This is a genomic window from Azospirillum sp. A1-3 (genome assembly GCF_023806445.1).
In the GTDB taxonomy this organism is placed as follows: Bacteria; Pseudomonadota; Alphaproteobacteria; order Azospirillales; family Azospirillaceae; genus Azospirillum.
The window spans coordinates 240,964-267,028 of the sequence record NZ_JAMSLU010000004.1 but is presented as its reverse complement, the minus strand read 5'-3'; the positions used below and the strand labels follow the sequence as shown (position 1 = coordinate 267,028).

The window sequence follows — 26,065 nt, the reverse complement described above, 5'->3', positions numbered from 1 at the left end:
CTTTCACCGGGCCGTCGGTTTCATTTGACCTGGTTCAGGCGCCGACGACCAGGACCATCACCGCCGCCAGAATGCAAAGGATGGCGAGCGCCAATTGCAGCCGCAACCCGCGCGGGCTGACCAGGGTCGGCGGCTGGTCGAAATCCTCGGTTGTCGTAAGCCGCTCCAGAGCCTTGCGGCGGAACAGCCGTTCGGCACCCTGCGGTCCTGCTTCAGTCCGGCTCATGGAATCCCTTGCCCTGGAGGCTTCGGCATGCGCGCCAGCGTTGAAAGACAAGAATTTTTGTTGTGGAGCTGAAACAGTTCCATGTCAGTCCTGACACCGCTTATTGCTTGCACCCCTTTGTTTCGCACGCATAATGGTTAGAGAGCATCCGGATTGTCCAGCGGACTTCGCAGGGTCTACATCTCTTCAAGAGTGCGCATGATCGGGATCGCTGGCGTGAAGGATCGGGTTGGGATGAACGATGTCACGGCGCCGAACGGCGGCATCGCCGGCCTTCGCGTCGCGCCGCTGTCCGGCAATGCCACCGCATTCGCCACTCTCGGTTTTCCCCGGCTGGCTCCGGTGCTGGATCAACTGGAGCCGCCATGGGTGGCCGTTGGCGCCACGGTCGGCAGGCTGCCGGCCGGGCTGGCGCTTGGGCAGATCCAGGAGGATGGGGCAAGGCTGCTGTCGCTGACGGTCGCGCGCAGCCTGCGCAACCGCGGCATCGGCCGGGCCCTTGCCGCCGGGTGGGGGAGGGCCGCCGCCGCCGCGGGCGCCACCGGTCTGGTCACCGCCTTTTCGGACAAGCTGCCGGAACGCGCCGCGCTCGCAGCGACCCTGTCGGCGGCCGGCTGGACTGCGCCGCGCCTGATCCATGTCCGGGCGATCGGAGAGGCGGCGCCGATGGTCGAGGCGGTCGGCCGCTGGCCGTCGCTGACCGGCCGGCTGCGCGATCCCGACGGGTTCAGCTTCGATCCCTGGCGGACGCCGGACGTCGACGACCGTGGCGCCATCGCCGCGCTGGCGGCAGAGCCCGACCATCATCCGCTGATGCATCCCGATGTCCGTGCCGAGCGGATCGAGCCTGCCTGTTCCATCGCGGTGCGGCGGCAGGGTGTGCTGGTCGGCTGGGTGCTGGCGGAGCGGGCGGAAAGCGTGCCGCTCGACGGCTATCGCGACCGGCCGGCGATCGATTACCGCAGCGCCTATCTGGCGCGGTCGCTCTGGCATACGGGAATGCTGGTCGGGGCCTATTGGCATGCCTATGCCCGGCAGGTGGCCGCCTTCGGCCCGACCTCCATCGCCATGTTCGGCACCATGTTCCCCCGCATGATGTCGCTGGTCCGCCGCCGCTTCGCCCCGATCTCGCTGCGGGTGGACGAGACCTTCGAGATGATCCGCGAACCCGCGACCGGTTCGCCGTGATCGCCGGCCGCAGAGCTTCCTTCAGCCCTTCACCCAATCGCCAACTGGAGCATTTCCGAAATGAGCAACATTGACTTCGAGCAGATGTACGGCGCCGATGCCATCGCCGCAGCGGCGGAGCGGTTGAAGACCGACGACGCCTTCCGTGCAGAGGCTCAGGCCGACCTGAACGCGGCCGTGAAGCGCCATTACGATGTCGACCTGCCGATGCCGATGCGGCTGGTCGAGACCGATGGAGAACTGCTTGCCGTTCCGGCCGAGGACAGCCAGGCGGAGCTGAGCGACGAGGAACTCGACATGGTTGCCGGCGGCTTCCCGCCCACCGGTTTTGGCCAGAAGGAAACGAAGAAGGGTTCCGGCTTCGGCCGCTGAGGTCTTCAGAACCGACAGGCGTTGCGTCTTGCGGAGAAATTCCCCGCGGACGCAACGCTCAGCAAGAATGAGCAACTCCCCACCATCGAATTTGGCCCGTCCAGGTCAAGACCAGGGCCGAAGGCGGACGGCGACGCCCGAACTGCGCCAGGGCGAGATCGCGGAGTGCGGTCTGGCGGCGCTCGGCATCATGCTGGCTCATCACGGTTGTCCGGTTCCCCTGGAGCAGTTGCGGGCCGAAGCGGGGTCGACCCGGCTTGGCGTCAATGCCCGCACCCTGATCCGCATCGCCCGCGAACACGGCATGGCTGCCCGCGCCTTCCGTTCCGAGCCGGACCGTCTGTCCTCTCTCGGCTTTCCCCTGATCGCCCACAGCCGCTTCATCCATTTCGTCGTGGTGGAGGCCGAGACCCGCGACGGGCTTCTGGTCAACGACCCGGGCGGCGGGCCGCATGTCATGGGCTGGGACGAGGTCGACGACTCCTTCACCGGCATCGCCATAACCATCCAGCCGCCGGAGCCCGGCGCACACCGTCCGCAGGGGGAATGGCGTCCGCCTTCACCGGCGCTGGCGCTGGTGACGCGGCTTCGGCCGCAAGCGGGTATCGTCTCCGCCATTCTGCTGTCCGCCGCCCTTGGCCGCGCCGCCGGTGTGGGTGCGGCGCTCGCGGCGGGGAGTTGGGCCGACGGAGGCGCCGCCCTGAACCCGCTGACCGGAGCATGTGTTGCCGTGGTCGCCGCCGGCTGGGGCAGGGACCGGCTGACCGCGCTTCTGGCTATGACGCTGGCCGACGACACCGCCGCGGGCGTGTTCGGCCGGCTGCGGCGGATGCCCGCCGTCTGGTTCGCCCGCCGGGATATGGCACAGGTGCTGGAGGTGCCGCTGGCGGGCGGTGCGCTGCAACGGCACATCGGCGACATCATGCGGTTGGTGGAACTGCCGCTGCTGGTCCTGCCGATCGCAGCCGCCTTTTGGCTCGACGGGTGGAGCGGGGCGGTGCTGCTGCTGACCCTCATCCCGGCCCTGACCGCGCTTGCCACGGTTCATCTCCGGCGCGGTGCCGTGGCGGCACGCCGGGATGCGCCGGCACCGCTGGTTCCGGACGGCGGAACCATCACGACGCTCGACACCCACAGGACCGGTGGGCGCGATGGCGAGGTTCTGGCCCAGCTTGCAGGCCGCCATGCCGTGCAGACCATCTGGCGGCAGAAATCGGTGGCTCGCCATGCGCGGCTCATGGGGGTGCTCACCGGCCTCGCCGGGGTTGGTCTTGCGGCTGTATTGCTGACGAGCCTCGCCGCCGGCCGGATCGGGAGCGGTGGAGTGGTGGCGCTCGCCGTGCTGACGCTGGCGGCACATCGGCAGGTCCTGCGTCTGGACCTCGTCATGCCGGCGCTGCAGGATTTGAAAGCCGCCCTGCATCGCCTGGACGATCTGGAAGCGGCGGCAGCCGAGGCGGAGTATCCCCCTGCGGCAGAGCGCCCGGCCGCCCGTCTCTGCGTCCGGTCCGCCGGGTTCCAACCATCGCCACAGACGCCGCCGGTCCTGTCCGGGCTCGATCTGTGTCTCGAACCGGGAGAGCGGCTGGGGGTCTGCGGCCCCTCCGGTTCCGGCAAATCGGTGCTGGCCAAGCTCTCCTGCGGGCTGCTGGAACCCTCGTCCGGAGGCGTTCTGCTGGACGGACGGCCGGTCGCGACGGTTGCCCGTCGATGCCCCGGCACGGTGGCCCTTGTCGACCGTTCCAGTCCGGTGATCGCCGGCACGATCACCGATAACCTGCGGGTCGGCGACATCTCCCCAACCGACGCGGCGTTGATTGCAGCGCTGGAGCAGGTCCGGCTGTGGAGCGATCTGGAATCGCGCGGCGGCCTTTCCCTGGAACTGGCCGAAGGCGGCCCGGAACTCAGCGGCGGACAGCGACGCCGGTTGGCCTTGGCGCGGGCGCTTCTGCGCAACCCGGTCCTGCTGGTGATCGACGATGCTCTGGATGCGCTGGAGCCCGATTTGGCGCGTCGGATCCTCGACGGGCTGCAGCATCCCGACCGCATTGTCCTGGTGACCAGCCGGCGCCCGGCGACGCTGGAGGGCTGTGAACACCGCCTTCACCTTGACCAGCCGGCGGCTGGGGCGGAGAGGACGTCGTGACCGGTGGGGCAGGCGACATCGTGGACGGGCTGCGCAAGCTGATCCGCAATGGCGGCCGGGAAGCGGCGCTGCGTGCGGCGGCCCCGGCCTTCGGACTGCGCCTGCGCCGGGTGCGCTTGCCGCCGGGCAGCCGGGGAACGACGCCCTGGTGGCAGCGCGACCAGGGGCCGCTGTTGGCCTTCCGGCAGATCGATGGCGGGCCGGTGCTGCTGCTTCCCGACCGGCGTGGCGGCTATCGTCTGGAGGAGGCCGACGGCTGCTCCCGCCCGGTGGATGCGACTCTCGCCGCGACGCTTTCCCCCGATGCCTGCGCCCCTGTCCGCGCCGGAGGTGTCGAGCCGCTGACGCCGGCGCGATGGCTGAAAGTTGCGCTGAGCGACGGCCGGGCCGACCGGATGCTGGCGCTGTTCGCGGCGTCCTGCGGTGGCGTCGCGGCGGTGCTGCCGGCGGTGGCGGTGCTGCTGCTGGGCGAGCGCGCCTTGGCGGGCGGCACGACGGCAGTCGCCGCCCTGGCCGTGGTTCTCCTGCTCGCGGCGGTGGCGGCCGCACTATGCGAACGGGTGCGGCGGGTCGCCTCGGCATGCTCCGGCGCGGCATCAGACCTCGGACTGCATGGCCTGCTGTGGGAGCGGCTTCTGGCCGTCCCGCCCGGCATGTTGCGGGCGGTTGCCGGTGCCGTTCAGGAAGATCGGCTGCGCGACGGCATCACCGCGATGCAGCAGGCGGTCACACGTCGCCATGCGATGGTCGAGGCTTTGGTGCGGCTGGGGCCGGCGCTGGTGGTGATGGGATGGGCCGCAGCTTGGCCGGCGCTGGCAGGCGGGTTCATGATTATCGTGGGCGGGCTGCTGCACGCGTGGCTGTTGCGCCGGTCCGCCCGGATACGGCGGGCGGGGCGGGATACTGCGGCGGACTCCTGGCACAGAATCGAACTGCCGGCCGCCAGCCTGCCTCAGCTTCGCCTTCTGGGGTCCGATCGCTGGGCGACGGACCGGGCGATGTCGGCCTTGCGCACCCTGTCGGCCCAGGTCGGCTTCGCGGCGGCACGCAGGGCCGACGCCGATACGGTCGCACAGGCTCTGATGCTGGGAGTGGCGCTTCTGGTCGGCGGACTGGCGATGCGGGAGGGCAGCGGCCTGCCGGTCGCAGCCGCCGCTGCCTTGGCGGCGTTGCCGGCGGTGCGGACCGTGCTGGGGTTGGCAGGTGCATTCGGCCGGCTTCCCGATGGCGAACTGATCGCCCCCCTGCGCCCGTTGCTGGGGGCGGCACCCGACAGTCCGGTTGGCGCGCCTGATCCCGGACCGGTGGAGCGCCTGGACCTCTGCGACGTCACCTTCACCCATCCGGGGGCACCGGAGCCCTGCCTGCGCGGCGTGTCGCTCAGCCTTGCGCGGGGGCAGGTGGTGGCGGTCGCCGGCCCGTCCGGCAGCGGGAAATCCACGCTGATCGCGCTGACGCTTGGCCTGCTTCGGCCGGATTCGGGCATGGTGCGGGTCAATGGCCGCGACCTTCGCAGCCTGGATGCCGCCGTCGTTCGTGGGCGCGTCGGTGCCGTTCTGCAGGACGAGCAGATCGGGGTGGCGACCATCAGGTCGGTCATCCTGGGCATGGCGCCGCTGCCGGTGGAGCGCGCGTGGGAGGCGGCGCGGCTGGTCCGGCTAGACACCGATATCGCGGCCCTGCCGATGGGCATCCAGACGCTGGTGGGAGAGGACTCCTTCCCGGCCGGATTGATGCAGCGGCTGCTGATCGCCCGCGCGCTCGCCCGCAATCCGGACCTCCTGGTCCTCGACGAGGCGACCGCCGCGCTGGACGAGGATATGCAGGCCGTCCTGTTCGCCGACCTGCGCGCCCGCGGCATCGCCGTGCTGGTGGCGAGCCACCGCCCGTCCACCCTCGCACTCGCCGACCAAGTGCTCGACCTGTCCGGCCCACTGCACGGCTGACCTTCTTGGTGCCGTTCAGCGGTATTCGGGCTGCCGTGCCAGCCCGTCCTTCAGGTGCCGGATGGCCGCATGCACCTTCGCCGGCACATGCCGTTTCTGCGGATAGACCGCCCACACCGCCGTGTTGGGCGGCCGATGCCGGTCCAGCAGGGAAACCAGCCGTCCCTCCGCCACCGGCCCGCGCACGTAATAGTCCGGCAGCTGGCACAGCCCGAACCCCCGCAATGCCGCGTCCAGCACCGAGAAGCCGCTGTTGCAGCGCCAGCGTCCGCGCGGACGGAACAGCCAGTCCTGGCCGTTGTCGTCGAACAGCCAATGGTCGGTGGTGCCGATCAGGCATTGGTGGGCGCTGAGGCTCGCCAGGCTGTCGGGTGTGCCGTGGCGTTCCAGATAGGTCGGGGCGGCGCAGAGATGCATGACGCGCGGGGCGATGCGGGTCGCCACCAGACTCGATTCGCTGAGGCGTCCGAGCCGGATCGCCAGATCGTACCCCTCCTGCACCAGATCGAGCTGGCGGTTGGTCAGCTCCACCTCGATGCTCAGTTGCGGGTGGCGCTCCATCAGGTCGTTGATCAGCGGCATGATGAACTGCTCGCCATAGGCGGTGGCGCTGGTCATGCGCAGCAGCCCCTTCACCTCGCTGTCGCTGCCGCCCTGCAATGCGCCGACCGCTAGAAAGGCGTCGTCGCGCTGTTCCGCCAGTCTTTGGCAACGGGCGAGGAAGGCCCGGCCGCTCTCGGTCAGGCTGACCTTGCGGGTGGTGCGGTAGAACAGGCGGGCCTGCAGCCGGTCCTCCAGCCGCGCCACGCTGCGGCTGACATGGGAAGAGGAAACGCGCAGCCGCTCCGCCGCGCGGGAGAAGCTGCCGCTCTCCGCCACCGCCACGAACTCGTCGATGCCGTCCCAGCCGCTCATGGAATTACACCTTGAATCCGCAGCATTATCCCCGTACCGCAAAAATCTATTCCCGAAATCGCCATTCTGGCAATGACCCGAGGCGTTTACACTGTGGGAATCAAAAAGCCATCCGCATTGGGGAAGGAAACCCACATGGTTCTGTCGCGCGCCGCCGTCGCCTGGGAAGCCAACCGTCCGCTGGAGATCGAAGAAGTCGAGGTCGCGGCGCCCAAGGCCGGCGAGGTGATGGTCCGCATCGTCGCCACCGGCGTTTGCCACACCGACGCCTACACGCTGTCCGGCAAGGATTCCGAAGGCGTGTTCCCCTGCATCCTCGGCCATGAGGGCGGCGGTGTGGTGGTGGAGGTCGGCCCCGGCGTCACGTCCGTGGCGGTCGGCGACCACGTCATCCCGCTCTACACGCCGGAATGCGGCAAGTGCAAATTCTGCCTGTCCGGCAAGACCAACCTGTGCCAAGCGATCCGCGCCACCCAGGGCAAGGGCCTGATGCCGGACGGCACCAGCCGCTTCTCCCTTAAGGGCAAGCAGATCGCCCATTACATGGGCACCTCGACCTTCTCCGAATACACCGTGCTGCCGGAGATCGCGCTCGCCAAGATCAACAAGGCCGCCCCGCTGGAGAAGGTCTGCCTGCTGGGCTGCGGCGTCACCACCGGCATGGGCGCGGTGATGAACACCGCGAAGGTGGAGCCGGGCTCGACCGTCGCCGTCTTCGGCCTGGGCGGCATCGGCCTGTCGGCCATCATCGGCGCCACCATGGCGAAGGCCAGCCGCATCATCGGCGTCGACATCAACCCGTCGAAGTTCGAGATCGCCAAGCAGCTGGGCGCCACCGACGTCATCAACCCGATGGACTATGATCGCCCGATCCAGGAAGTGCTGGTCGAGCTGACCGACGGCGGCGTCGATTACAGCTTCGAGTGCATCGGCAACGTCAAGGTGATGCGCGCCGCGCTGGAATGCTGCCACAAGGGCTGGGGCGAGTCGGTCATCATCGGCGTCGCCGGCGCTGGCGAGGAGATCTCCACCCGTCCGTTCCAGCTGGTCACCGGCCGCGTCTGGCGCGGTTCCGCCTTCGGCGGCGTCAAGGGCCGGTCGGAGCTGCCGGAATATGTGGAGCGCTACCTGCGCGGCGAGTTCGAGCTGGACACCTTCATCACCCACACCATGGGTCTGGAGGACATCAACCACGCCTTCGACCTGATGCATGAGGGCAAGAGCATCCGCTCCGTCATCCTCTACAACCAGTAAGGTGACGAAGGCTCCCTTCTCCGTGTTGGGGGAGGGAGCCTTCCCGCCATCGATTTTCAAAAGGCGTTTCCATGACCGACCCCCTGACCACCCTGTCGGAAACCCGTGTCTTCGGCGGCCGGCTGAAACGGGTGCGGCATCAGTCCGCGGCGGTAAATTGCGAGATGACCTTCGCGATCTTCCTGCCGCCGCAGGTGGAGGACGGCGCGACGGTTCCGGTCTTCTATTGGCTGTCGGGCCTGACCTGCACCGACGAGAACTTCACCCAGAAGGCCGGCGCCTTCCGCGTCGCGGCTGAGCTTGGCCTCGCCATCGTCGCCCCCGACACCAGCCCGCGCGGGGAGGGTGTGCCCGGCGATCCCGACGGCGCCTGGGACTTCGGCCAGGGCGCCGGATTCTATGTCGATGCGACCGAGGAGCCCTGGGCGCGCAACTACCGCATGCATGACTATGTGACGCGGGAATTGCCGGCGCTGATCGAAGCGAATTTCCCGGTCACCGACCGCCGTTCCATCGCCGGCCATTCGATGGGCGGGCATGGCGCGCTGGTCTGCGCGCTGAAACATCCCGGCTTCTATAGGGCTGTGTCGGCGTTCTCCCCCATCGTCAACCCGGCGGCGGTGCCCTGGGGCGAAAAGGCTTTTGGGCGCTATCTGGGGCCGGACCGCGACCGCTGGCTGGAGTGGGACGCCTGCGCGCTGATCAAGACCGCGCCGGAGCGGCTGCCGATCCTGATCGACCAGGGCGACCGCGACAGCTTCCTGGAAGCGCAACTGAAGCCGGAGACACTGGTCGCCGCCGCGCAGGAGGTCGGACACCCGGTGACGCTGCGCATGCAGCCGGGCTACGACCACAGCTATTTCTTCATCAGCACGTTCATCGAGGACCATCTGCGCCACCATTGGGCGGCGCTGGTGGGGTAGGGGCTGATTGGGAGGGGTGTCATTGCCCCCTCCCTAACCCTCCCCCGCCTATGGCGGGAGAGGGGACTGCCGCCGCTTCGCAGAAGGCAACCTCTCCCGCGAAGCGGGGGAGGGTCGGGGAGGGGGCAGAACGCATCCTCCATTGACGCTCGGCGTCAAGCCACGCGCCGAGTCAGATGGTTGTCCCAGCGGAAGGCCGGCGCCTTGCGCTCCGGTCCCGCTTCGGCGCTGACCGACACCGGCTCGATGACGCCCAACCCGCTGGTCGCCAGATAGCCCTCGCCGTTCGGCGCGAGCCCGCAGCCGTCGGCCAGCGCGGTGGAGCCCAGCCATGCCCCGTCCGCCGCATTCCACAGCCCGATGAGCCCGCCCATCGGCGAACTGGCGGCCACCGTCCTGCCATCCGACGCGACGCTGCCGATGTAGCCCTGCATGCGTGACAGCACATCCTCCGGCGCGTCGAACAGGCGGACCGCGCCGCTGCCGGGACGGTGGGCGCCGGTCAGGGGCTGCAGCATGCCGATGGGCCGCTCGTCCTGCACGCCGAAGGCAACCCCGCCGTCGTCCAGCAGGGCGATGTGACGGATGCCGAGATTGGCGTGCTCCTCCGGCAGGCGGACCTTGTCGAGCAGCTTGCCGGTCGCCGCCTCGACATAGGTCAGCGAGCTGTCCATGCTGTCGAGGTTCAGCTTGGCCCGGCCGGTATCGGGATGGGTGATGACGCCGCCGTTGGCGACGGCCAGGGTCGAGCCGTCGCGCATCAGGATCAATTCGTGCGGACCGAGCCCATGGGTCGGAATGACGCCGATCCGGCGGTAGCCGTCGGTGGCGTCATAGACGCCGATGGCGCCCTCCTCGCGCGGGACGTCATCCTCGGCGACATAGAGGATGCGGCCGTCGGCGGAATAATCGCCATGGCCGGTGAAACGGCGGTCGTCGGGCGCCCGCACCACCGGGCCGGGGGCGCCGTCGGCCAGCGACAGGGTCTGGAACCAGCGGCCGGGCCGGCGGGCGAAGACGACTGCCTCCGCCACGCCCGGACGCGGCATGATGGCGTGGGCGCGGCCGGGCGTCGCGGTGGTGAACAGCACTTTGCCGCCGCGATCCAGCGCCGCGACGCCGAAGCTCGGCTCCGCCCCGGCAGTGGCATAGGCGTTGAGATAGAGCGTGCCCGCGTCCGCCGCATGGGCCTTGCCGATCAGCACGGCCAGCAGCCCGCCGACGATGCGCCCACCCATTGCGCGCCCACCGAAAACCGGCCCGGCGAGCACGCCCAGGATGTTCCTGCGGTCCACTGCCATGGTCAGTCTCCGTCCAGTTCGTTGAAGCCCAGCGTGATGTCCAGCAGCGGGGCCAGCGTGCCCAGCATCTCCACCCGCGCCGCCTTGACCAGCCGCAGCGCGCTCTCGGTCTTCTTGCGGGCGGCGGGGTCGGTCACCGCCGTGTCCAGCGGACCGGGGATCGCCTCCACTGCGCTGATCGCGGCGGCGAAGCTCTCGTCGATGGCCTGCTTGGCGGTGGCGCCATCGTCGTTTGCCGGCAGCAGCGAGACGAAGCCCGGCCCGCCATGCTCGCCCATCAGCAGGGCGCGCAGCCCCTCCAGGTTCAGCGCAATGTTGCGGAGCGACCGGCCGCTGCGCAGCGCCTCCACCACCAACGGCTTGGCGTCCTCGATTCCGCCGCCGAGCGGAGCCATCAGCTTCTGGTCGATCACCACCTGCATGGCGGTGATGGCGGAGGAGTAGAGCGTGTTGACCGCTTCCGAGGCGGTCGGGCCGAGGACGGTCGGCTGCCCGGCGGCGAGCGGCGCCTCCAGCTCCTTCCAGCCGTCGCGCGCTTCGGTCGCGATGGCGGCGATGTTGCGGGCGGCGGCGACGGCCAACTGCCCGCGATACTGCTTGGCGTCGCTGCCGGTGAAATTGTCCGCAGTCACGCCTTCGTCGAACAGCAGCCGTTCCAGCACGGTCAGCCCCTGCACCGCCGCGCTCTGGCGGGCGAGCGCGCCCGGCTGCAGCAGCTTGGGGTCATGGTCGCGCAGGATCTGGCCGATCTGGCGCTGGACCACGCCCGGCCGCTCCGGCCAGAAGGACATGCGGTCGGCGCGCAGGTTCATGGTGAGGGGACCCGGCCGCAGATGCTGCACGGACGCCCAGGCATCGGTGACCTTGGTGTGGGCCGCGCGCGCCTCCTCCAGCCCGGCGGCGGTGGGGCCGGCGGCGAAGCGGTCGAGCGTGTCGGCATAACCATCGGCGGCGGCAACCAGCGCATCGAAGCGCGGCAGGGCATGGGTGCGGACCATGCCGCCCAGGAAGGCGGCGTCCTTGTCGGACTGGCGGGCGGCGAAGGCCGGCGTCCGCGGCAGCAGAGCCGCCACGGCGGCGGCGGCAGACATCAGTCCAAGCACTATGCGGCGTCGCATACGATCAAATCCCTTCTGCCGTTGGCGTGGATCGAAGCCCCCGCCCTTCCTTTACAAACCCAGCACGTAACGCACCAGCCGTTTCCGCTCTTCGCCCGGCAGCGACATGAAGCGGTCCTTCGCCCCTTCCGCTTCGCCGCCATGCCACAGGATCGCCTCGGTGACGCTGCGGGCGCGCCCGTCATGCAGGAGCGACAGTTGTCCGTCGCTGGCCGCCAGCCGGTTCAGCCCCCACAGCGGCGTGGTTCGCCAGTCCGATCCGCGCGCCTCGCCCATCGGCAACTCGTCCCCCAATGCGGGGCCGAGGTCGTGGAGAAGCATGTCGCTGTGCGGGAAGATTGCGCGGTTGGAGAGGGCCGGATGGGCCGGGTCCTCCGCCGTGTGCCAGGACGGACGGTGGCAGGTGGCGCAGCCGGTGTCGGCGAACAGCGTGGTCCCCGCCGTGTCCTTCGGCGCCTCCAGACTGCCGTCGGGCGGCAGGTCGCGCAGGTAGCCGTCGATCAGGCCGATGATCGTGCTGGGGATCTCCAGTCCCTCGAACTGCTTGGAATCGCCATGCGGGGCCTCGCGGCAGGCGGTCTGCGCCGGGGTGCAGTCGCCCCACGGCTCGCGATAGGCCGGGGTCGACATGCCGATGTCGAGGCTGAAGGCCTCCGCATCCTGATGGTCCAGGGTGGGGTGTATCGCCTTCCAGCCGAAGCGGCCGACCTGACGCTTGCCGTCCACCGTCACATGGTTCACCCGTCCGGCGACGGGACCGCCGGACGCCACCTGCCGCGCGGCTTCGGCCTCAATGGCTTCGGCCGGAATGCGGTCGAGCAGGCCCATGCCATGGACGCGCGGCGGCACGCGGGCCGACATCACCGTCGCCTCGGCCAACGGGCCATAGCCGAGATCCTCGATGACCGGCGTCGGGTGGCGCAGGCGGACGGTCTCGCCGTCGGGGAAGCGCACCTCCTCCTCGCGGTAGGTGACGCGGGGGCGGCCTTCGATCACCTGTCCGAGGGTGGCGTTGGACTGGATCTGCCGGCCATAGACCGGGTCGGCGTTCAGCTTGATCGCATAGCCGACGCCCTGGTCGCCCTCCACCGCCGGATCGGGCGGCCGGCCGCCGCCGGCGCGCGGATGGCAGGTGGCGCAGGAGCGGGCGTTGTAAAGCGGCCCGAGGCCGTCCGCCGCCTGGGTCGCGGTGGGCGCCGCCACCCACATGCGGCGGAACAGCGCCTCGCCGATGCGGTTGTCGAGGCTGTCGGCGGCTTGGGCGGTCGGGGCGAGGAGCAGCAGCAGGGCGGTTAGGGCAGCGCGAAACGACATACCCTCTCTCCCCCGGGGAGAGGGAAGGGGCCCGCCGCGAAGCGGTGGGAAGGGTGAGGGGGCCGGCGCGCTGTCGCGCGCCGCCAAGGGGCATTCTGCCCCTTGGCAATCCCCTGGCATGGGCTGGCGCCCATGCTGCCCCCTCACCCTGACCCTCTCCCCGGGGGGGAGAGGGGATTTCAGGTGCGTAAGTCGTGAATCAAGCAACGCGGATGTATCCCATCATGCCGGTGTCCTGGTGTTCGATGATGTGGCAGTGGAACATCCAGTCGCCGGGATTGTCGGCCTTGATCGCCACGCGCAGCCGTTCCTTCGGTTCCAGCAGCACCGTGTCGGCGTTGTGGGGCACCACCTTGCGGCCGTCGGAGGACAGCACCTTGAAGGTGTAGCCGTGGATGTGGATCGGGTGCAGGTGCGGCGTCAGGTTGGCCAGCTCGAAGATATAGCTGCGCCCCTTTTCCAGCGTGACCAGCGGCGGCGGCAGATGTTCGTGTCCGCCCTCTGGCCAGCTCTGCTGGTTGATCGCCCAGAAGGTCTTCGCCGACAGGCACAGCGCGTCGGCATAGGGCAGGCCGGGCACCACCGCAGGATCGAAGCTCTGCGCCACCGCGGTGGCGGAGAAGGCCATCGGGATGATCGGCGCGTCCTTCAGGTCCGGCTCGGGAATGGCGGAGGCGGGCAGGGCGCGCGGCTTGAAGCGCTTGTTCGGACGGGCGGGACCGACGGCGCGGAAGGTGGCGAGCGGCCGGGGCTCGGCCGAATAGACGTTGGTCAGCCGCAGGGTCTGGCCCGCCTTGGCCGGAGCCCGGAACAGCACGTCGATGCGCATCGCCGGCCCCATCGGCCAGCCGTCCAGCGGGCGGGGCGGCAGCGGGTTGCCGTCGACGGCGATGATCCAGGCCTCCGCCCCCTCCACCCGCAGATCGACGACGCGGGTGTTGTCGATGTTGTAGAGGCGGGCGCGGATGTCGCCGTTGGTGGAAACCTCGATCACCGGATCGATGGCGCCGTTGACGGTGGACACGCTGCCGAAGGTGCCGGCGCGCGAGGCGCCGCGGTCGGTCATGAAGGTGCCGAATTTGCCGGTCTTGTCCAGCTGCCAGTCCTTGACCAGGCAGACGAGGTCCGCGTCGAATTTCGGCGCGTCCGGCTCCTCGACGATCAGGATGCCGGCAAGGCCGCGACCCAGCAGTTCCACCGTGTTGCAATGGGGATGGAAGAAAAAGGACCCGGCGTCCGGCGGCGTGAACTCGTAGACATGGCGCTCACCGGGCTTGGTCGGCGGCTGGGTCAGATAGGGCACGCCGTCTTCCAGATTCGGCAGGCGGATGCCGTGCCAGTGGACGGAGGTGTGCTCGTCCAGCTCGTTCACCAGGGTGGCGCGCAGCCGCTGGCCCTTGCGCATGCGGATGATCGGGCCGGGGAAATGGTCGGCATAGGTGATCAGCGGCGAGGGCTCGGCCGGTTCGGGCAGGATGCGCTGCATCCGCTGCTTGGCGACCAGTTCGACCTCGACCAGATCGCCGGCCGAGGTGACGGGCGCCGGGCCGGCAAGGCCGGGCTTCAGCACGCCGGCATCGGGAGCCTTCAATCCGGTCCCGCCGAGCGCCGTCGCCGCGACGGCGGCACCTCCGGCACGCAGGAGGGCGCGGCGGGACAGAGTAACGGCGAGACGATGCGGCATGACGGCGGTCCAGAAACTTCAGGCGGGAAGAGAGCCGGCTCCTGTCCCGCTTCCGCCCCTGGCCGGATCGGCCCGGAAGGGAAGCGCGGGTGGTTCGGTCATGCGCGGGACGGCGCGGGACCGGAGCCGGGCAGGCGTGCTTACTTGCCGATCTTCGACGGGTCGTCGAGGCTGTCGGATCCCTTGACATCGACCGAAACACCGAGCGCGGCGACGGCGCCTTCGAGCGCCTTCTTCTGGGCGACCAGACCGTCGATGCCGTTGGCGACCAGCTTGTTGCCCTCGTCGTTGTCGGCGGCGATCATCTGGTCGTAGGCCATCTTACCGCTGTCGGCGGTGTCCTTGATCGCCTGCATCGCCTTCATGGTGTTGCCCATGGCGGTCTTCACCGCGGCGTCGGCGTCGGCGGACTTGGCGGCGACCAGCTGCGACAGCGAGGCGCCCGACACGGTCTTGCCGTCGGTGCGCTTGTAGCTGCCGTTGTAGACGTTCACCATGCCGACTTCGTCGTAATAGTGCGAGTTGTGGGTGTTGTCGGAGAAGCAGTCATGCTCCTCCTCCGGGTCGTGCAGCATCAGGCCGAGCTTCATGCGCTCGCCGGCCAGTTCGCCGTAGCTCAGCGAGCCGAGGCCGGTCAGCATGCGGGCGACGCCCTCGCCCTCCGGCGCCTTGGCGATGGAGACGCGGGCCTTGCCCTTGGCGGCCCAATCGGCGGTCATCTCGGACAGATCGTCCACCAGCATCTGGGTGGCGACCTTCAGATACTGGGCGCGGCGGTCGCAGTGGCCGTTGGTGCAGTCCTTGCCCTTGGCATAGTCGGTCGCCTTGCGCTCGCCGGCGCCCGGACCGGTGCCGTGCAGGTCCTGGCCCCACAGCAGGAACTCGATGGCATGGTAACCGGTGGCGACGTTCGCCTCGACCTTGCCGGCCTCGTGCAGCTTGTCGGCCAGCAGGTCCTTGGTGATCTTGGTGGCGTCGATGGTCTTGCCGCCGGCCGTGATCTTCGGGTTGGCGATGACGTTCGCCTTGGCGTAGGGGTTGCTCTCGCCGCCGGCATAGCCCTCGTCAACGTAGTCGATCAGGCCCTCGTCCAGCGGCCAGGCATTCACCTTGCCCTCCCACTCGTCGACGACCGGGTTGCCGAAGCGGAAGGCTTCCGTCTGCATGTACGGAACGCGGGCGGCCTTCCAGGCCTCGCGCGCCTTCGCCAGCGTTTCCTCGGTCGGGTTGGCGACCAGGGCGTCCACCGCCTTCTTCAGCGCCTTGGCGCCGTTTGTGGCGTCCTGATAGGCGGCATGGGCGATGTCGGCGTAATTCTTCGCCACGTCCTTGTAGGCCGGTCCGGCCGCCTGGGCGGCGAACGGCAGCAGGGCAACGACGGCTACGGCGGCGAAGCCGGCAGCGCGCTTCGACATGGAGGTCTCCTCGAACGTCGGTGGTCGGTAATGACAGCAAGTGCGACTTATTCTCAGCGAATAACGTCGCGAATCATTCTCACTGTCAAGCCCTATCCGCGTTGGGGGTACTCGGAAATGCGCATGCCGCCGGTGCCGCGTCGATCTGTCCCCGCCGCTCAGCCCTGGCCGATCGATTGGCCGAGCGCCTGATCCAGGTCGTCGTAAAGGTCTTCGGGCGACTCCAGGCCGACCGACAGGCGCAGCAGGTCGCCGGGCACGGGGGAGGTCGGGCCTTCGATGCTGGCGCGATGCTCGATCAGGCTCTCCACCCCGCCGAGCGAGGTGGCGCGACGCCAGATGCCGACGTGGGCGGCGGTGTCGATGGCGGCCTGGGTGCCACCCTTCACCCGGATCGACAGCATGCCGCCATAGCCGCCGGTCATCTGGCGGGAGGCGATGCCGTGGCCGTGGAAGCCGGGCAGGCCGGGATACAGCACCTCCGACACCCGCGGATGGGCCGTCAGCCGCTCCGCCAGCGACATCGCCGCGGCGCTCTGCCAGCGGACGCGGGCGAACAGGGTGCGCAGGCCGCGTTGCAGAAGCCATGCCTCGAAGCTGCCGAGGATGCCGCCCTGCTGGGTCTGCACCGCCTTGATGCGGGTCCAGAACTCGTCCTTGCGGGCGGCGGTCAGGGTGCCGGCGACGACGTCCGAATGGCCGTTCAGGTATTTGGTCGCCGAATGCATGACGATGTCGGCGCCCAGTTCGATCGGCCGGGTCAGCACCGGCGTGGCGACCGTGCTGTCCACCGCCAGCCACGCCCCGGCTTCGTGCGCCAGTTCGGCGACGGCGGCGATGTCGGTGACGGTCCACAGCGGGTTGGCCGGGGTCTCGACCCAGACCAGCCGCGTCTGGCCGGGACGGAGCGCGGCGCGCACCGCGTCCGTATCGCTGGTGTCCACCCCTTCGACCTTCAGCCCCCACCGGGAGGCGGGTCCATGCACCCAATTGCGGAAGGCCCAGTACATCACGTCGGGCACCAGCACATGGTCGCCGGGATCCAACGCCTGGAACACGGCGGTCGCCGCCGCCATGCCGGAGGCGAACAGCAGGGTGTCCGCGCCCTTTTCCAGTTCGGTGATCGTCCGCGCCGGAATGTCGAAGGTGGGGTTGTCGGCGCGGGCATAGACCCGGCCGCGGTCATAGCCGTTGTCGGGGTCGCGGACATAGGTGGTGGACGGGTGGATCGGCGGAATGACCGCGCCGCTGGCCGCGTCCTCGAAGCCCAGGGCGCCGGCAGCGATGGTTTCGGGACGGTGGGGACGGTCGGTCATTGCCGGGACACTCCGGTAGCTGGCATGAGGGGGGAAATCAGGATACGCCCCGGAGCGGAGCCGGCGCAACGCCCCGTCCCGGGATTCCGCCTTTCATCCCAAACGGTTCAGGCGTACCGCGCGATCAGTCGGGCGAGCGGCGGCCCGGACAGCACCACCACGAACAGCCGCAAGGTCTGCAGCGCCAGCACCAGCGGCAAATCCACCCCGCTTCCCAGCGCGATCACCACCACGGAATCGAGCCCGCCCGGGCTGGTGGCGAGGAAGGCGGTCAGCGGATCGGTCGGCAGCAGCGTGACCAGCACCCAGGCCGACAGGCTGCACAGCGCGATCATCAACCCCGTCGACAGCAGCATCTGCGGCACGGCGCGCATCGCGTGGCGCAGCACCTCGCGGGTGAAACGCAGGCCGATGCTCCAGCCGATGACGGTGTAGGTGACGGTCAGCAGCAGGTGCGGCAGCTGCAGGGTCACCCCGGCGCCGGCCTGGACCAGCGCGCCCAGCACCATCGGCACCAGAAGCGCGCCCGAGGGGATGCGGAAGCGCTGCCCGATCCAGCCGCCCAGCCCGGCGACCAGCAGCGTCGCCGCCAGCCCACGAAGGTCCAGCACCTCCACCGGCGCGACCGGCAGGGCGCCGCCGTCCGGGGCGGCGGTGAGCGCGTGCGTGACCAGCGAGGCGCTGAGCACCACCAGCACCACGCGCAGATACTGCATCACCGCCACCAGCCGCGCGTCCGCTCCGTATTCCCCGGCCATGGCGACCATGGCGGCGGCGGCACCCGGCGACACGCCCCAGGCGGCGGTGGTGCCGGGCAGGCTGCCGTAGCGGACGAACAGCCAGCCGACGATGCCGCTGACCACCACCGTCAGCCCGACGGTTCCCAGCATCAGCGGCCAGTTCCGCGCGATGGACAGCAGGATCGACGAGGTGACGGCATGGGCGACGAGGCAGCCGATGATCGCCTGCGCCATGGTGAAGCCCGAGGGCGGAACCCGGATGGACGCTCCGCCGACGCCGAGCGCGATGGCTCCGATCATCGGCCCGATCAGCCAAGCCGCCGGCAGCCCGACCGCTTCCAGTCCCAACGTCACCGCTGCCGACAGTGCAAGCAGGCCCGCCCATTGCGCCACCGTTCGCGCGCGGAGCTTCGACCAGCCCCCTTCCGCCCCGTCCCTTGTCCCGACCACGAACTCTTACCTGTGCGAATGATTTGCGTCCCCGGCATGCTGCCTGCCGCCGGCCTTGCCCGTCCAGCAGGGGAACAGGCGCGGCAGCCATGCGCGGCAGATAAGCGGATCAGCGGGCGGTGCGGATGCGGGTCAGGAAATCGCCGACGCCGCGATTCAGGTCGTCCGCCTGCCGGTGCAGCAGACCGGCGGCGGCCAGCACCTCCTGCGCGATGCCGCCGGTCTCCGACGAGGATTGCGTCACCTGACCGATGGAGTCGGTGACCCGGCGGGTGCCGACCGCGACCTCCTGCACGTTCCGGGTGATTTCCTGGGTCGCGGCGGTCTGCTGTTCCACCGTGGCGGCGACGGTGGTGACGATCTCGTTGATGTGGGTGATGGTGCGGCCGACCGCGTGAATCGCCTCGGCGGCATTGCCGGCGGCGCTCTGCATGCCGGCGATCTGGCTGGAGATGTCCTCCGTCGCCTTCGCGGTCTGGTTGGCGAGGTGCTTCACCTCGTTGGCGACGACGGCGAAGCCCTTGCCCGCCTCGCCGGCCCGCGCCGCCTCGATGGTGGCGTTCAGCGCAAGGAGGTTGGTCTGGCTGGCGATGTTGCTGATCAGCTTGACCACGTCGCCGATGCGCTTGGCCTCTTCGACCAGCCCGCTGACGGTGCTCTTCGTCCGCTCCGCCTCGTCGACGGCGGAGGAGGAGATGCGGGACGATTCGGTAACGTGGCGGCTGATGTCGGAGATGGAGATCGAGAGCTGTTCGGTCGCCGCGGCCACCGTCTGCATGCTGGACGAGGTGACTTCGGTTTCCGACGCCACGTCGGAGGAACGGCGGCTGGTGCTGGTGGCGATTTCCGACATGCGCTGGGCATGGGCCTGCATCTGGTTGGAGGCGGCGACAGTGCCCTCCACGATGCCCTTCACGCTGTCCTCGAACGTGCCGGCAAGCCGGTCGAGCGTGGCGCGCTTGCTCTCCTCCTCCGCCTCGCGATAGGTCTCCAGAAGCAACTCAATGTCGAACCACGCGATCTTGTTGAGCGTTTCCAGCTGGGCGGCGCGGGTGCGGCGGGCGGAGGCGCCGAACAGGTTGGCGGCCAGACCATCGTCACCGCCGATTAGGCCCAATTCGCGGGCGATGTTGGAGCTGACGATGTAATGGCAGATCGACACCGCATAGGCCGGAACGCCGTTCCGATAGAACAGCGTCGCGAGCCGCTTCGCGGAGTCGGCGAAGCCCGCATCGATCCGGCCGGACGCGGCCCGCATCCAATGGTCCAGCCGGGCGGCATGCACGTCGGGAAGCTTCAGCGCAGTCTGGATCTCCGGCCACGCATCGAAATGCCGGTGCCATTGCTCAAGAAGCGCGGGTAGCCGCCGCTCCGCAAATTCGCGGTTCCCCCGGAGCCGGGCCAGATCGTCATCGGTGATGGAGAAGGTGGCAAGTCGCTTCGCCTGCGAATCTGTCAGCTCGACGGTCATGATTTTGGACGATCCTCGGTTCATGTGCCTCTTTGGGATCGTTCTACGTTACGAAACGTCTTCTGGATCGCCCGCCAAGGGCGTCTGACGCCCTCATTTTCATCATACTCCCATATGTCTAAGAAAGAGCGCAGCGGCCGATCATAGACGGGCGACCGCCCATGAGCCCGCGCACCTTCGGCCTATCATGCGGGTCGCGGGCGCAGGCCGTTCAGCAGCAGGGCGATGGACTGGCGAGAAATCTCCGCCGGGTCCAAATCGCCGTCCGGGCGGTACCAGCGCGCGACCCAGCTGAGCGCGCCCGACAGCGTGAAGGCGGCGATCTTCGGATCGCAGGGGGCGATGCTGCCTTCCGCGATGCCGCGCTCGATCAGGCTGCGGAATTTCAGGTCGATGCTGCGCTTCAGGCCACGCAGGGTGCGGCGGCTTTCCTCGGTCAGCGGCTCCTCGCCGACGCGGATCACGCACATGCCGAAATCCATGGTGACGATGCCGACATAGGTGGTCATTACCGCCACCAGCTCGTCATAGGCGCTGCCGCCATGACCGATCACTTCGCTCGATGCGCTATCGAGCAGTTCCAGCCCGATCCGCACGCACTCGAACAGGATCTCCTCCTTGTTCTTCACATAGTAATAGATCGTCGGCTTGGTGACGTTCAGCCGGCGGGCGATGTCGTCCAGCGAGGTGGCGTGATAGCCAAGCTCGTTGAACGCCTGCGCCGCGGTTCGCAGCACGGCGATCCGCTTTTCCTCGCGCTCGCTGCGGCGGTCGGCGGCGGTCTTCCATGGCGACTCCGACATGCGGCGTTGGCTCCCTTCGATCATTGTCCTGCGTCCCTGCCCATCGCTTTCCCACTTGCCGGTGCCTATGTCCAGGGGCAGCGTTCGTCCGTTCGTTCAGCAAACTTGTTTCTGTTCCTACTTTCAAGTAACTTAGGTTCCAGTCAGTAAAAAAGAAATCCGGCCGCGCCCGTGCATCGGTGAGCGGCGCCGGTCGCGAAAACCTGAAAACCGGGAGGACACGCATGCCTATGGACGTTGCGAACAACGCGATCGCCGCGGCGCGCGGTATCAGCATCGGCGGCGCTCTGGCACGGGCGGCGCGGCGGCATGGCGGCCGTATCGCGCTCCGCTATGAAGGCCGCGAATGGAGCTTCACCGACCTGCACCTTGCCGCGAAGCGGGTGGCCCGGCGGTTCACGGACATGGGCCTGAAGCGGGGAGACCGGGTGGCGGCCTTCGGGCGCAATTCCGACGCCTATGTCGTGGCGTGGCTCGGCTGCGCGGTCGGCGGCTTCATCCATGTGCCGGTCAATTACGCCCTGACGGGGGAGGAACTGTCCTACATCCTGACCCAGTCCGGCGCGCAGATGGTGCTGCACGACGCCGATCTGGCTGGTCCTCTGGCCGATTCCGGTCAGGCCGCGCGGCTGGAATGGATCGGGACGCTGGCCGCCGGCAGCGGTGAGCTGGACGTTCTGTCCATCGCGCAGGATGCGGGCGCATCGGCGGACATCGAGGTGGTGGTGGATGCCGACACGGTGGTTCAGCTTCTCTACACCTCCGGAACCACCGCGGCGCCGAAGGGCGCGATGATGACCCATGGCAGCCTGCTGGCGGAGTATGAAAGCGCCATCCATAATTGCCGCTTCGCCGAAAGCGACCGCGCGTTGGCGGCGCTGCCGCTCTACCATTCGGCGCAGATGCACGTCTTCCTGATGCCGCAGCTGATGGTCGGCGCCACCACGTTGCTGATCCAGACCCCGGCGCTGAAGCAGTGCCTGGAACTGATCGCGGCGCACCGCATCACCTCCTTCTTCGCGCCGCCCACGGTGTGGGTCGGGCTGCTGCGCCATCCCGATTTCGGCGCGCATGATCTGGGGTCGCTGGAAAAGCTCTATTACGGCGCCTCGATCATGCCGGTTCCGGTGCTGCAGGAGCTTCGCCAGCGCCTGCCCAACGCCCGCGCCTTCAACTGCTATGGCCAGAGCGAGATCGGCCCACTCGCCACCGTTCTGGCGCCGGAGGAGCATGAGGAGCGTCCCGCCTCCGCCGGCCGTCCGGTGCTGAATGTCGAGACGCGGGTGGTCGATCTGGAAATGAACGACGTGCCGCCGGGCACCCATGGCGAGATCGTCCACCGCTCCCCCCAGCTGATGGTCGGCTATTGGGACAAGGAGCGTGAGACGGAGGAGGCGTTCCAGGGCGGCTGGTTCCATTCCGGCGACGTCGGCTTTCTGGACGAGGCCGGCTATCTCTACATCGTCGACCGGATCAAGGACGTCATCAACACCGGCGGCGTGGTGGTCGCCAGCCGCGAGGTGGAGGAGGCGATCTACACCCACCCCGCCGTCGCCGAGGTCGCGGTGGTGGCTCTGCCCGACCCGAAATGGATCGAGGCGGTGACCGCCTTCGTCGTGCTGCGCAGCGGACAGAGCGTCGATGCCGAGGGGCTGATCGCCCATTGCCGCGGCCATCTGGCGCCCTTCAAACTGCCCAAGCAGGTGCATTTCGTCGACAGCCTGCCGCGCAACACCGCCGGCAAGCTGCTGAAGCGCGAACTCCGCCGCGCCTATAGCGAGACCGCCGCATGAGCGCGTATGAACCGCCGCTGCAATCCGTCCGCTTCCTCGTCAACGAGGTGCTGAAGGCTCCCGCCGCGCTTGCCGCAGCGGGTTGGGAGGACGCGACGCCCGATCTGTTCGACGCGGTGCTGGCCCAGGCCGGGCGGCTGGCGATGGACGTGCTGCTGCCGCTCGACCGTTCCGGCGATGAGGAGGGCGCGCGGGTCGAGGGAGACGGCGTGCGCATGCCGGCCGGCTTCCATGAGGCGTGGCGCCATTGGCGCGAGGGCGGCTGGAACGGGCTGGCCGGCAACCCGGCCTATGGCGGGCAGGGGATGCCGGCGCTGCTCGACACGCTGGTGACGGAGATGGTGTGCGCGGCGAACCTCGCCTTCAGCATCACCCCCGGCCTGACCCAGGGCGCGATCCGGGCGCTCGCTGCCCATGGCAACGCGGCGGTGAAGGAGCGCTGCCTGCCGCCGATGCTGGCCGGCGACTGGACCGGCGCCATGGCCCTGACCGAACCGCAGGCCGGCACCGACCTGAGCTTGCTGCGCACGCGGGCGGAGCCGGTGGGCGACGGCACCTACAGGCTGGCCGGGCAGAAGATGTTCATCTCCTCCGCCGACCATGACCTGACCGGGAACCTCGTGCATCTGGTGCTGGCCCGCCTGCCCGACGCGCCGCCGGGCACCCGCGGCATCAGCCTGTTCGTCGTGCCGAAGCGCCTGCCCGACGGAGCCCGCAACGGCTGGTCCGTGCTGTCAGTCGAACGCAAGATGGGGCTGCACGCCTCGCCCACCTGCGTGGTGTCCTATGAGGGTGCCGTCGGCTGGATGGTGGGGGAGCCGCATCGCGGCCTCGCCGCCATGTTCACGATGATGAACCACGAACGGCTGTTCGTCGGCATCCAGGGCATCGGGGTGGGCGAACGCGCGGCGCAGGCGGCTTTGACCTATGCCCGCGAGCGCGTGCAGGGCAGGGCGCCCGGTGGCGATGAAGGCAAACCGATCCTGCATCATCCCGACGTGCGGCGGATGGTGCTGACCGCCCGCGTGCTGACCGACGCCGGACGGGCGCTTGCCGGATGGGTGGCGCTGTGGCTCGACCGCGCCGCCAAGGATCCGTCGCTGGCGGAGAAGGCGGAGGATTGGGCGGCGCTGCTGACACCGGTGGTGAAGGCTGCCGGCACCGATTTCGGCTTCGAGGCGGCGGTGCTGGCCCAGCAGGTGATGGGCGGCCACGGCTATATCCGCGACAATGGCGTCGAGCAGCTGGTCCGCGACGTGCGGGCGACGCAGATCTACGAGGGCACCAACGGCGTCCAGGCGCTCGACCTCGTGCAGCGCAAGCTGGGCCTGCATGGCGGCCGACCGCTGACGCGGATGCTGGACGCGGTGGCGGATGCCGCGGCGACGCTGGCCGACGATCCTGTGACCCGGGAACTGGCGGAGCCCCTGCGGAGTGCTGCCGACCGGTTGCGCGGCCTCGCCGACTGGCTGCGGCAGGAGGGGCGCGACCCGCGCGACGGGGCGGCCGGGGCGACCGACCTGCTGCGGCTGACGGCGCTGGTCGCCTATGGCTGGATGTGGGGGCTGACCGCCTCCGCCGCGGTCCGGCAACCGGCAGGTTATGATCCGGCATTCCTCGATGCCCGCATCGGGTTGGCGCGTTTCTTCATGACCCGGCTGCTACCCGAAACCGCCATGCTGGAGGCACGCATCCGCAGCGGCTATGCCGGGTTGGATGCGGGACTGTCCGACCGGCTGGGGGGCATCGAAGGATAGCGATCCGTCACGCCGCCGCGACGATCAGAACGGCCGCGATCAGCGCCACCGCATCTTCAATCAGGGCGGCGGGGCGGTCGCGGCCGAAGGCGGCGGCCATCCGCATGCGCGCCGCATAGCCGACGAGCGTGCCTGCGACGGCGCCGATACCGCCGGCGACCAGCCCGCCGACCCAGACTCCGGCATTCGCCCCGATGGCAGCTCCGGCGATGGCCCCGCCGGCGATGCGGCTGGCGAAAGGAAACGGCAGCTTGCGGCTGGGGGTGGTCGGCAGCTTGTCGACGATCAGCTCCACCACGGCCAAGACGGTGAAGACCCAGGGCGACACCGGGTGTCCGAGGAAGAACAACCAGCTTCCCGACACGTCGAGCCAGCCGCCATAGGCGGCCCAACTGACCGCGGCCGGAGCAAGCAGCGTGCGCGAGCCGGAGACGGCGCCGATCAGGAAGGCGAGGATCAGGGCAAACATTCAGTCATCCACAATCAATTGGAGGAGCGTCGGCGCACCGCCTGCACCATTTGCCGAAGCGCATCGATTCGGGTGCCGGGGCCGCCATGGAACAGGCGCAGAGCGGCTAGCATCATCGCGTCGTCACCTTCGCGCGGAGCATCGAAATGCGGGCGCAACCGCCCCTTGCGCACCGAGACGGTCTTCACCTGCGTCATCTCCAGAAGCCCTTCGGCGCCACGGGTGACGCCCCAGCCGCTGGCATGCCGTCCGCCGAAGGGCAGGCGCGGATCGGCGGTCGGCACGATCAGGTCGTTGATCGTCACCGTCCCGGCATCGATCAGCCCGGCCAACTCCCGAGCCTGAGCCACCGGCCCGAAGACCGACGCCCCCAACGCGTAGGGGCTGCGCGTCGCCGCATCCAACGCCTCCTCCATGTCCCGCACCGGCACCAGCGACAGGACGGGGGCGAAGATCTCCTCGCGCAGCAACGCCATGCCGGGCCGTGCGTCGGCTAGGATCAGCGGCGTCATGGCGGGGGCTTCGTCCTCCGGTAGATTCCCCAGAGCACGCGCGCCCTCCGCCATCGCATCGTGCGCAAGGGCGGCGAGCCGACGTCTCACCGGCAGGGACACCGGCACCGGGGGAATGGTGCCGATCTGGCGGAGCAAGGCGGCCTCCACACCTGCGGCCATCCCGTGCGGAACGAAGACCCGCCGCGGCGCGATGCAGGTGGCGGAGCCATTGAGCCGCAGGCCGAAGGCCAGCGCGCGCGCGACCTGATCCACGTCCGCCCCCGGCAGAACGAAGACGGCATCATTGCCCGACAGCTCCATCGTCGACGGCACCAGATGGCGGGCGAGACGTTCCGCCACCGCCCGGCCGGTGTCCGCCGAGCCGGTCAGCACCAGCTTGTCGATGCCGGCGGCGATGGCCTCTCCCACCGCCCCGGCGGACTCGTCCAGCACCTGGAACAGTCCCGGCGGCAGGCCGGCCTCTTCCAGCCATTTTCCCAGCAGAACCATCGGTGCGCCGCTTCCCGGCGCCGGCTTGACCAGCACCCGGTTGCCGGCCGCCAGCGCCTGAACCGCCTGCACGCCCGGCAGCAGCAGCGGGTAGTTGGACGGCCCGACGATCAGGACCGTGCCGACCGGTTCCCGCCGCACCTCCGCCTCCACCCCGAACAGCCAGACCGGGCGCCCGCGCCGGCCCAGCCGCCTCGGCGCCAGCAGGCCGGCCGCCTCGCGTTCCAGGAATCGGCAGGCCTCCGCCAGCGGCAGGATTTCGGCACTGACGCTCTCCGCAGCATGCCGTCCCGGTCGAGTTTCCAGTGATCGCACGAGCCTCTCGGCACCGGCCGCAATACGGTGGCGAAGTCCGCGAATAATCGAAAGTCGTAGTGAAATGTCTTGGGCGTGCCATGCCTTAAACTCAGCTGATGATCGAAATTTTTCATTGCTCATCGAAAGGGTTACGACTTCAGGA

21 protein-coding genes are annotated in these 26,065 nt (G+C 69.1%); 8 read left to right on the top strand and 13 right to left on the bottom strand.

Features of this window, described 5'->3' with window-relative positions:
* Positions 1 to 34: 34 nt before the first annotated feature.
* Positions 35 to 226, bottom strand: coding sequence for a hypothetical protein (locus M5E06_RS22605; RefSeq protein WP_252140114.1), 192 nt, complete (start codon positions 224 to 226; stop codon positions 35 to 37).
* Positions 227 to 460: 234 nt separating this feature from the next.
* Between M5E06_RS22605 and M5E06_RS22600 the strand changes: the two genes are divergently transcribed.
* The 4 genes from M5E06_RS22600 to M5E06_RS35900 all read left to right on the top strand — a co-directional run bounded on the left by M5E06_RS22600 (position 461) and on the right by M5E06_RS35900 (position 5,878).
* Entirely contained in the window at positions 461 to 1,414 is a 954-nt protein-coding gene (locus M5E06_RS22600; protein WP_252140113.1) for a hypothetical protein, read from the top strand.
* A 60-nt stretch (positions 1,415 to 1,474) separates the two neighbouring features.
* On the top strand, positions 1,475 to 1,786 hold the full coding sequence (locus M5E06_RS22595) for a hypothetical protein (RefSeq protein ID WP_252140112.1): 312 nt from the start codon (positions 1,475 to 1,477) through the stop codon (positions 1,784 to 1,786).
* 67 nt (positions 1,787 to 1,853) lie between these two features.
* Positions 1,854 to 3,932: a cysteine peptidase family C39 domain-containing protein gene (locus M5E06_RS22590; RefSeq protein WP_252140111.1), complete on the top strand. Its 2,079-nt coding sequence runs from the start codon at positions 1,854 to 1,856 to the stop codon at positions 3,930 to 3,932.
* The gene (locus M5E06_RS35900) at positions 3,929 to 5,878 is read left to right on the top strand and encodes an ATP-binding cassette domain-containing protein (protein ID WP_252140110.1); all 1,950 of its coding nucleotides are present in this window, start codon (positions 3,929 to 3,931) and stop codon (positions 5,876 to 5,878) included. The genes M5E06_RS22590 and M5E06_RS35900 overlap by 4 nt, the downstream gene beginning before the upstream one ends.
* 15 nt (positions 5,879 to 5,893) lie before the next feature.
* Here the strand turns inward: M5E06_RS35900 and M5E06_RS22580 are convergent, their stop codons facing one another.
* A complete protein-coding gene (locus M5E06_RS22580; RefSeq protein ID WP_252140109.1) occupies positions 5,894 to 6,793 on the bottom strand; it encodes a LysR substrate-binding domain-containing protein in 900 nt (299 codons plus the stop codon).
* A gap of 135 nt (positions 6,794 to 6,928) precedes the next feature.
* On the opposite strand from M5E06_RS22580, the gene M5E06_RS22575 reads away from it, so the two are divergent.
* Together M5E06_RS22575 and fghA are read left to right on the top strand one after the other, a co-directional pair.
* Positions 6,929 to 8,047, top strand: a complete 1,119-nt coding sequence (locus M5E06_RS22575) for an S-(hydroxymethyl)glutathione dehydrogenase/class III alcohol dehydrogenase (protein ID WP_085086643.1) — start codon at positions 6,929 to 6,931, stop codon at positions 8,045 to 8,047.
* Positions 8,048 to 8,118: 71 nt separating this feature from the next.
* Positions 8,119 to 8,970, top strand: a complete 852-nt coding sequence (gene fghA, locus M5E06_RS22570) for an S-formylglutathione hydrolase (protein WP_252140108.1) — start codon at positions 8,119 to 8,121, stop codon at positions 8,968 to 8,970.
* A 155-nt stretch (positions 8,971 to 9,125) separates the two neighbouring features.
* On the opposite strand, the gene M5E06_RS22565 is transcribed toward fghA, so the two are convergent.
* The 9 genes from M5E06_RS22565 to M5E06_RS22525 all read right to left on the bottom strand — a co-directional run bounded on the left by M5E06_RS22565 (position 9,126) and on the right by M5E06_RS22525 (position 20,582).
* The gene (locus M5E06_RS22565; protein ID WP_252140107.1) at positions 9,126 to 10,271 is read right to left on the bottom strand and encodes a DUF1513 domain-containing protein; all 1,146 of its coding nucleotides are present in this window, start codon (positions 10,269 to 10,271) and stop codon (positions 9,126 to 9,128) included.
* 2 nt (positions 10,272 to 10,273) lie between these two features.
* Positions 10,274 to 11,389: an imelysin family protein gene (locus M5E06_RS22560; protein ID WP_252140106.1), complete on the bottom strand. Its 1,116-nt coding sequence runs from the start codon at positions 11,387 to 11,389 to the stop codon at positions 10,274 to 10,276.
* 51 nt (positions 11,390 to 11,440) lie between these two features.
* Entirely contained in the window at positions 11,441 to 12,703 is a 1,263-nt protein-coding gene (locus M5E06_RS22555; RefSeq protein WP_252140105.1) for a di-heme oxidoredictase family protein, read from the bottom strand.
* A gap of 199 nt (positions 12,704 to 12,902) precedes the next feature.
* A complete protein-coding gene (locus M5E06_RS22550; protein WP_252140104.1) occupies positions 12,903 to 14,387 on the bottom strand; it encodes a multicopper oxidase family protein in 1,485 nt (494 codons plus the stop codon).
* Between the two features lie 140 nt (positions 14,388 to 14,527).
* Positions 14,528 to 15,802, bottom strand: coding sequence for an imelysin family protein (locus M5E06_RS22545; protein ID WP_252140103.1), 1,275 nt, complete (start codon positions 15,800 to 15,802; stop codon positions 14,528 to 14,530).
* Positions 15,803 to 15,960: 158 nt separating this feature from the next.
* Complete coding sequence (locus M5E06_RS22540; protein ID WP_252140102.1) at positions 15,961 to 17,118, bottom strand: trans-sulfuration enzyme family protein; 1,158 nt, start codon at positions 17,116 to 17,118, stop codon at positions 15,961 to 15,963.
* Positions 17,119 to 17,225: 107 nt separating this feature from the next.
* Complete coding sequence (locus M5E06_RS22535) at positions 17,226 to 18,308, bottom strand: AbrB family transcriptional regulator (protein WP_252140101.1); 1,083 nt, start codon at positions 18,306 to 18,308, stop codon at positions 17,226 to 17,228.
* Positions 18,309 to 18,417: 109 nt separating this feature from the next.
* The gene (locus tag M5E06_RS22530) at positions 18,418 to 19,779 is read right to left on the bottom strand and encodes a globin-coupled sensor protein (protein WP_252140100.1); all 1,362 of its coding nucleotides are present in this window, start codon (positions 19,777 to 19,779) and stop codon (positions 18,418 to 18,420) included.
* 185 nt (positions 19,780 to 19,964) lie between these two features.
* Positions 19,965 to 20,582, bottom strand: a complete 618-nt coding sequence (locus M5E06_RS22525; RefSeq protein WP_109152014.1) for a TetR/AcrR family transcriptional regulator — start codon at positions 20,580 to 20,582, stop codon at positions 19,965 to 19,967.
* A gap of 224 nt (positions 20,583 to 20,806) precedes the next feature.
* Between M5E06_RS22525 and M5E06_RS22520 the strand changes: the two genes are divergently transcribed.
* Both M5E06_RS22520 and M5E06_RS22515 read left to right on the top strand, forming a co-directional pair.
* Positions 20,807 to 22,375, top strand: a complete 1,569-nt coding sequence (locus tag M5E06_RS22520; RefSeq protein ID WP_252140099.1) for a fatty acyl-CoA synthetase — start codon at positions 20,807 to 20,809, stop codon at positions 22,373 to 22,375.
* Positions 22,372 to 24,132, top strand: a complete 1,761-nt coding sequence (locus M5E06_RS22515) for an acyl-CoA dehydrogenase family protein (protein WP_252140098.1) — start codon at positions 22,372 to 22,374, stop codon at positions 24,130 to 24,132. Before M5E06_RS22520 ends, M5E06_RS22515 begins: the two co-directional genes overlap by 4 nt.
* Positions 24,133 to 24,139: 7 nt before the next feature.
* Here the strand turns inward: M5E06_RS22515 and M5E06_RS22510 are convergent, their stop codons facing one another.
* Both M5E06_RS22510 and M5E06_RS22505 read right to left on the bottom strand, forming a co-directional pair.
* Positions 24,140 to 24,601, bottom strand: coding sequence for a DUF4126 family protein (locus M5E06_RS22510; protein WP_252140097.1), 462 nt, complete (start codon positions 24,599 to 24,601; stop codon positions 24,140 to 24,142).
* Between the two features lie 14 nt (positions 24,602 to 24,615).
* Positions 24,616 to 26,043 carry an aldehyde dehydrogenase family protein gene (locus M5E06_RS22505; RefSeq protein ID WP_252140096.1) on the bottom strand — a complete coding sequence of 476 codons (1,428 nt, stop codon included), beginning with the start codon at positions 26,041 to 26,043 and terminating at the stop codon, positions 24,616 to 24,618.
* Positions 26,044 to 26,065: the final 22 nt, after the last annotated feature.

Excerpts from the sequence above, each read along its gene's own strand:
- M5E06_RS22605 (WP_252140114.1), bottom strand. The coding sequence starts at position 226 with ATGAGCCGGACTGAAGCAGGACCGCAGGGTGCCGAACGGCTGTTCCGC.
- M5E06_RS22600 (WP_252140113.1), top strand. The coding sequence starts at position 461 with ATGAACGATGTCACGGCGCCGAACGGCGGCATCGCCGGCCTTCGCGTC.
- M5E06_RS22595 (WP_252140112.1), top strand. The coding sequence starts at position 1,475 with ATGAGCAACATTGACTTCGAGCAGATGTACGGCGCCGATGCCATCGCC.
- M5E06_RS22590 (WP_252140111.1), top strand. The coding sequence starts at position 1,854 with ATGAGCAACTCCCCACCATCGAATTTGGCCCGTCCAGGTCAAGACCAG.
- M5E06_RS22580 (WP_252140109.1), bottom strand. The coding sequence starts at position 6,793 with ATGAGCGGCTGGGACGGCATCGACGAGTTCGTGGCGGTGGCGGAGAGC.
- M5E06_RS22575 (WP_085086643.1), top strand. The coding sequence starts at position 6,929 with ATGGTTCTGTCGCGCGCCGCCGTCGCCTGGGAAGCCAACCGTCCGCTG.
- fghA (WP_252140108.1), top strand. The coding sequence starts at position 8,119 with ATGACCGACCCCCTGACCACCCTGTCGGAAACCCGTGTCTTCGGCGGC.
- M5E06_RS22565 (WP_252140107.1), bottom strand. The coding sequence starts at position 10,271 with ATGGCAGTGGACCGCAGGAACATCCTGGGCGTGCTCGCCGGGCCGGTT.
- M5E06_RS22560 (WP_252140106.1), bottom strand. The coding sequence starts at position 11,389 with ATGCGACGCCGCATAGTGCTTGGACTGATGTCTGCCGCCGCCGCCGTG.
- M5E06_RS22555 (WP_252140105.1), bottom strand. The coding sequence starts at position 12,703 with ATGTCGTTTCGCGCTGCCCTAACCGCCCTGCTGCTGCTCCTCGCCCCG.
- M5E06_RS22550 (WP_252140104.1), bottom strand. The coding sequence starts at position 14,387 with ATGCCGCATCGTCTCGCCGTTACTCTGTCCCGCCGCGCCCTCCTGCGT.
- M5E06_RS22545 (WP_252140103.1), bottom strand. The coding sequence starts at position 15,802 with ATGTCGAAGCGCGCTGCCGGCTTCGCCGCCGTAGCCGTCGTTGCCCTG.
- M5E06_RS22540 (WP_252140102.1), bottom strand. The coding sequence starts at position 17,118 with ATGACCGACCGTCCCCACCGTCCCGAAACCATCGCTGCCGGCGCCCTG.
- M5E06_RS22530 (WP_252140100.1), bottom strand. The coding sequence starts at position 19,779 with ATGACCGTCGAGCTGACAGATTCGCAGGCGAAGCGACTTGCCACCTTC.
- M5E06_RS22525 (WP_109152014.1), bottom strand. The coding sequence starts at position 20,582 with ATGTCGGAGTCGCCATGGAAGACCGCCGCCGACCGCCGCAGCGAGCGC.
- M5E06_RS22520 (WP_252140099.1), top strand. The coding sequence starts at position 20,807 with ATGCCTATGGACGTTGCGAACAACGCGATCGCCGCGGCGCGCGGTATC.
- M5E06_RS22515 (WP_252140098.1), top strand. The coding sequence starts at position 22,372 with ATGAGCGCGTATGAACCGCCGCTGCAATCCGTCCGCTTCCTCGTCAAC.
- M5E06_RS22510 (WP_252140097.1), bottom strand. The coding sequence starts at position 24,601 with ATGTTTGCCCTGATCCTCGCCTTCCTGATCGGCGCCGTCTCCGGCTCG.
- M5E06_RS22505 (WP_252140096.1), bottom strand. The coding sequence starts at position 26,043 with ATGAGCAATGAAAAATTTCGATCATCAGCTGAGTTTAAGGCATGGCAC.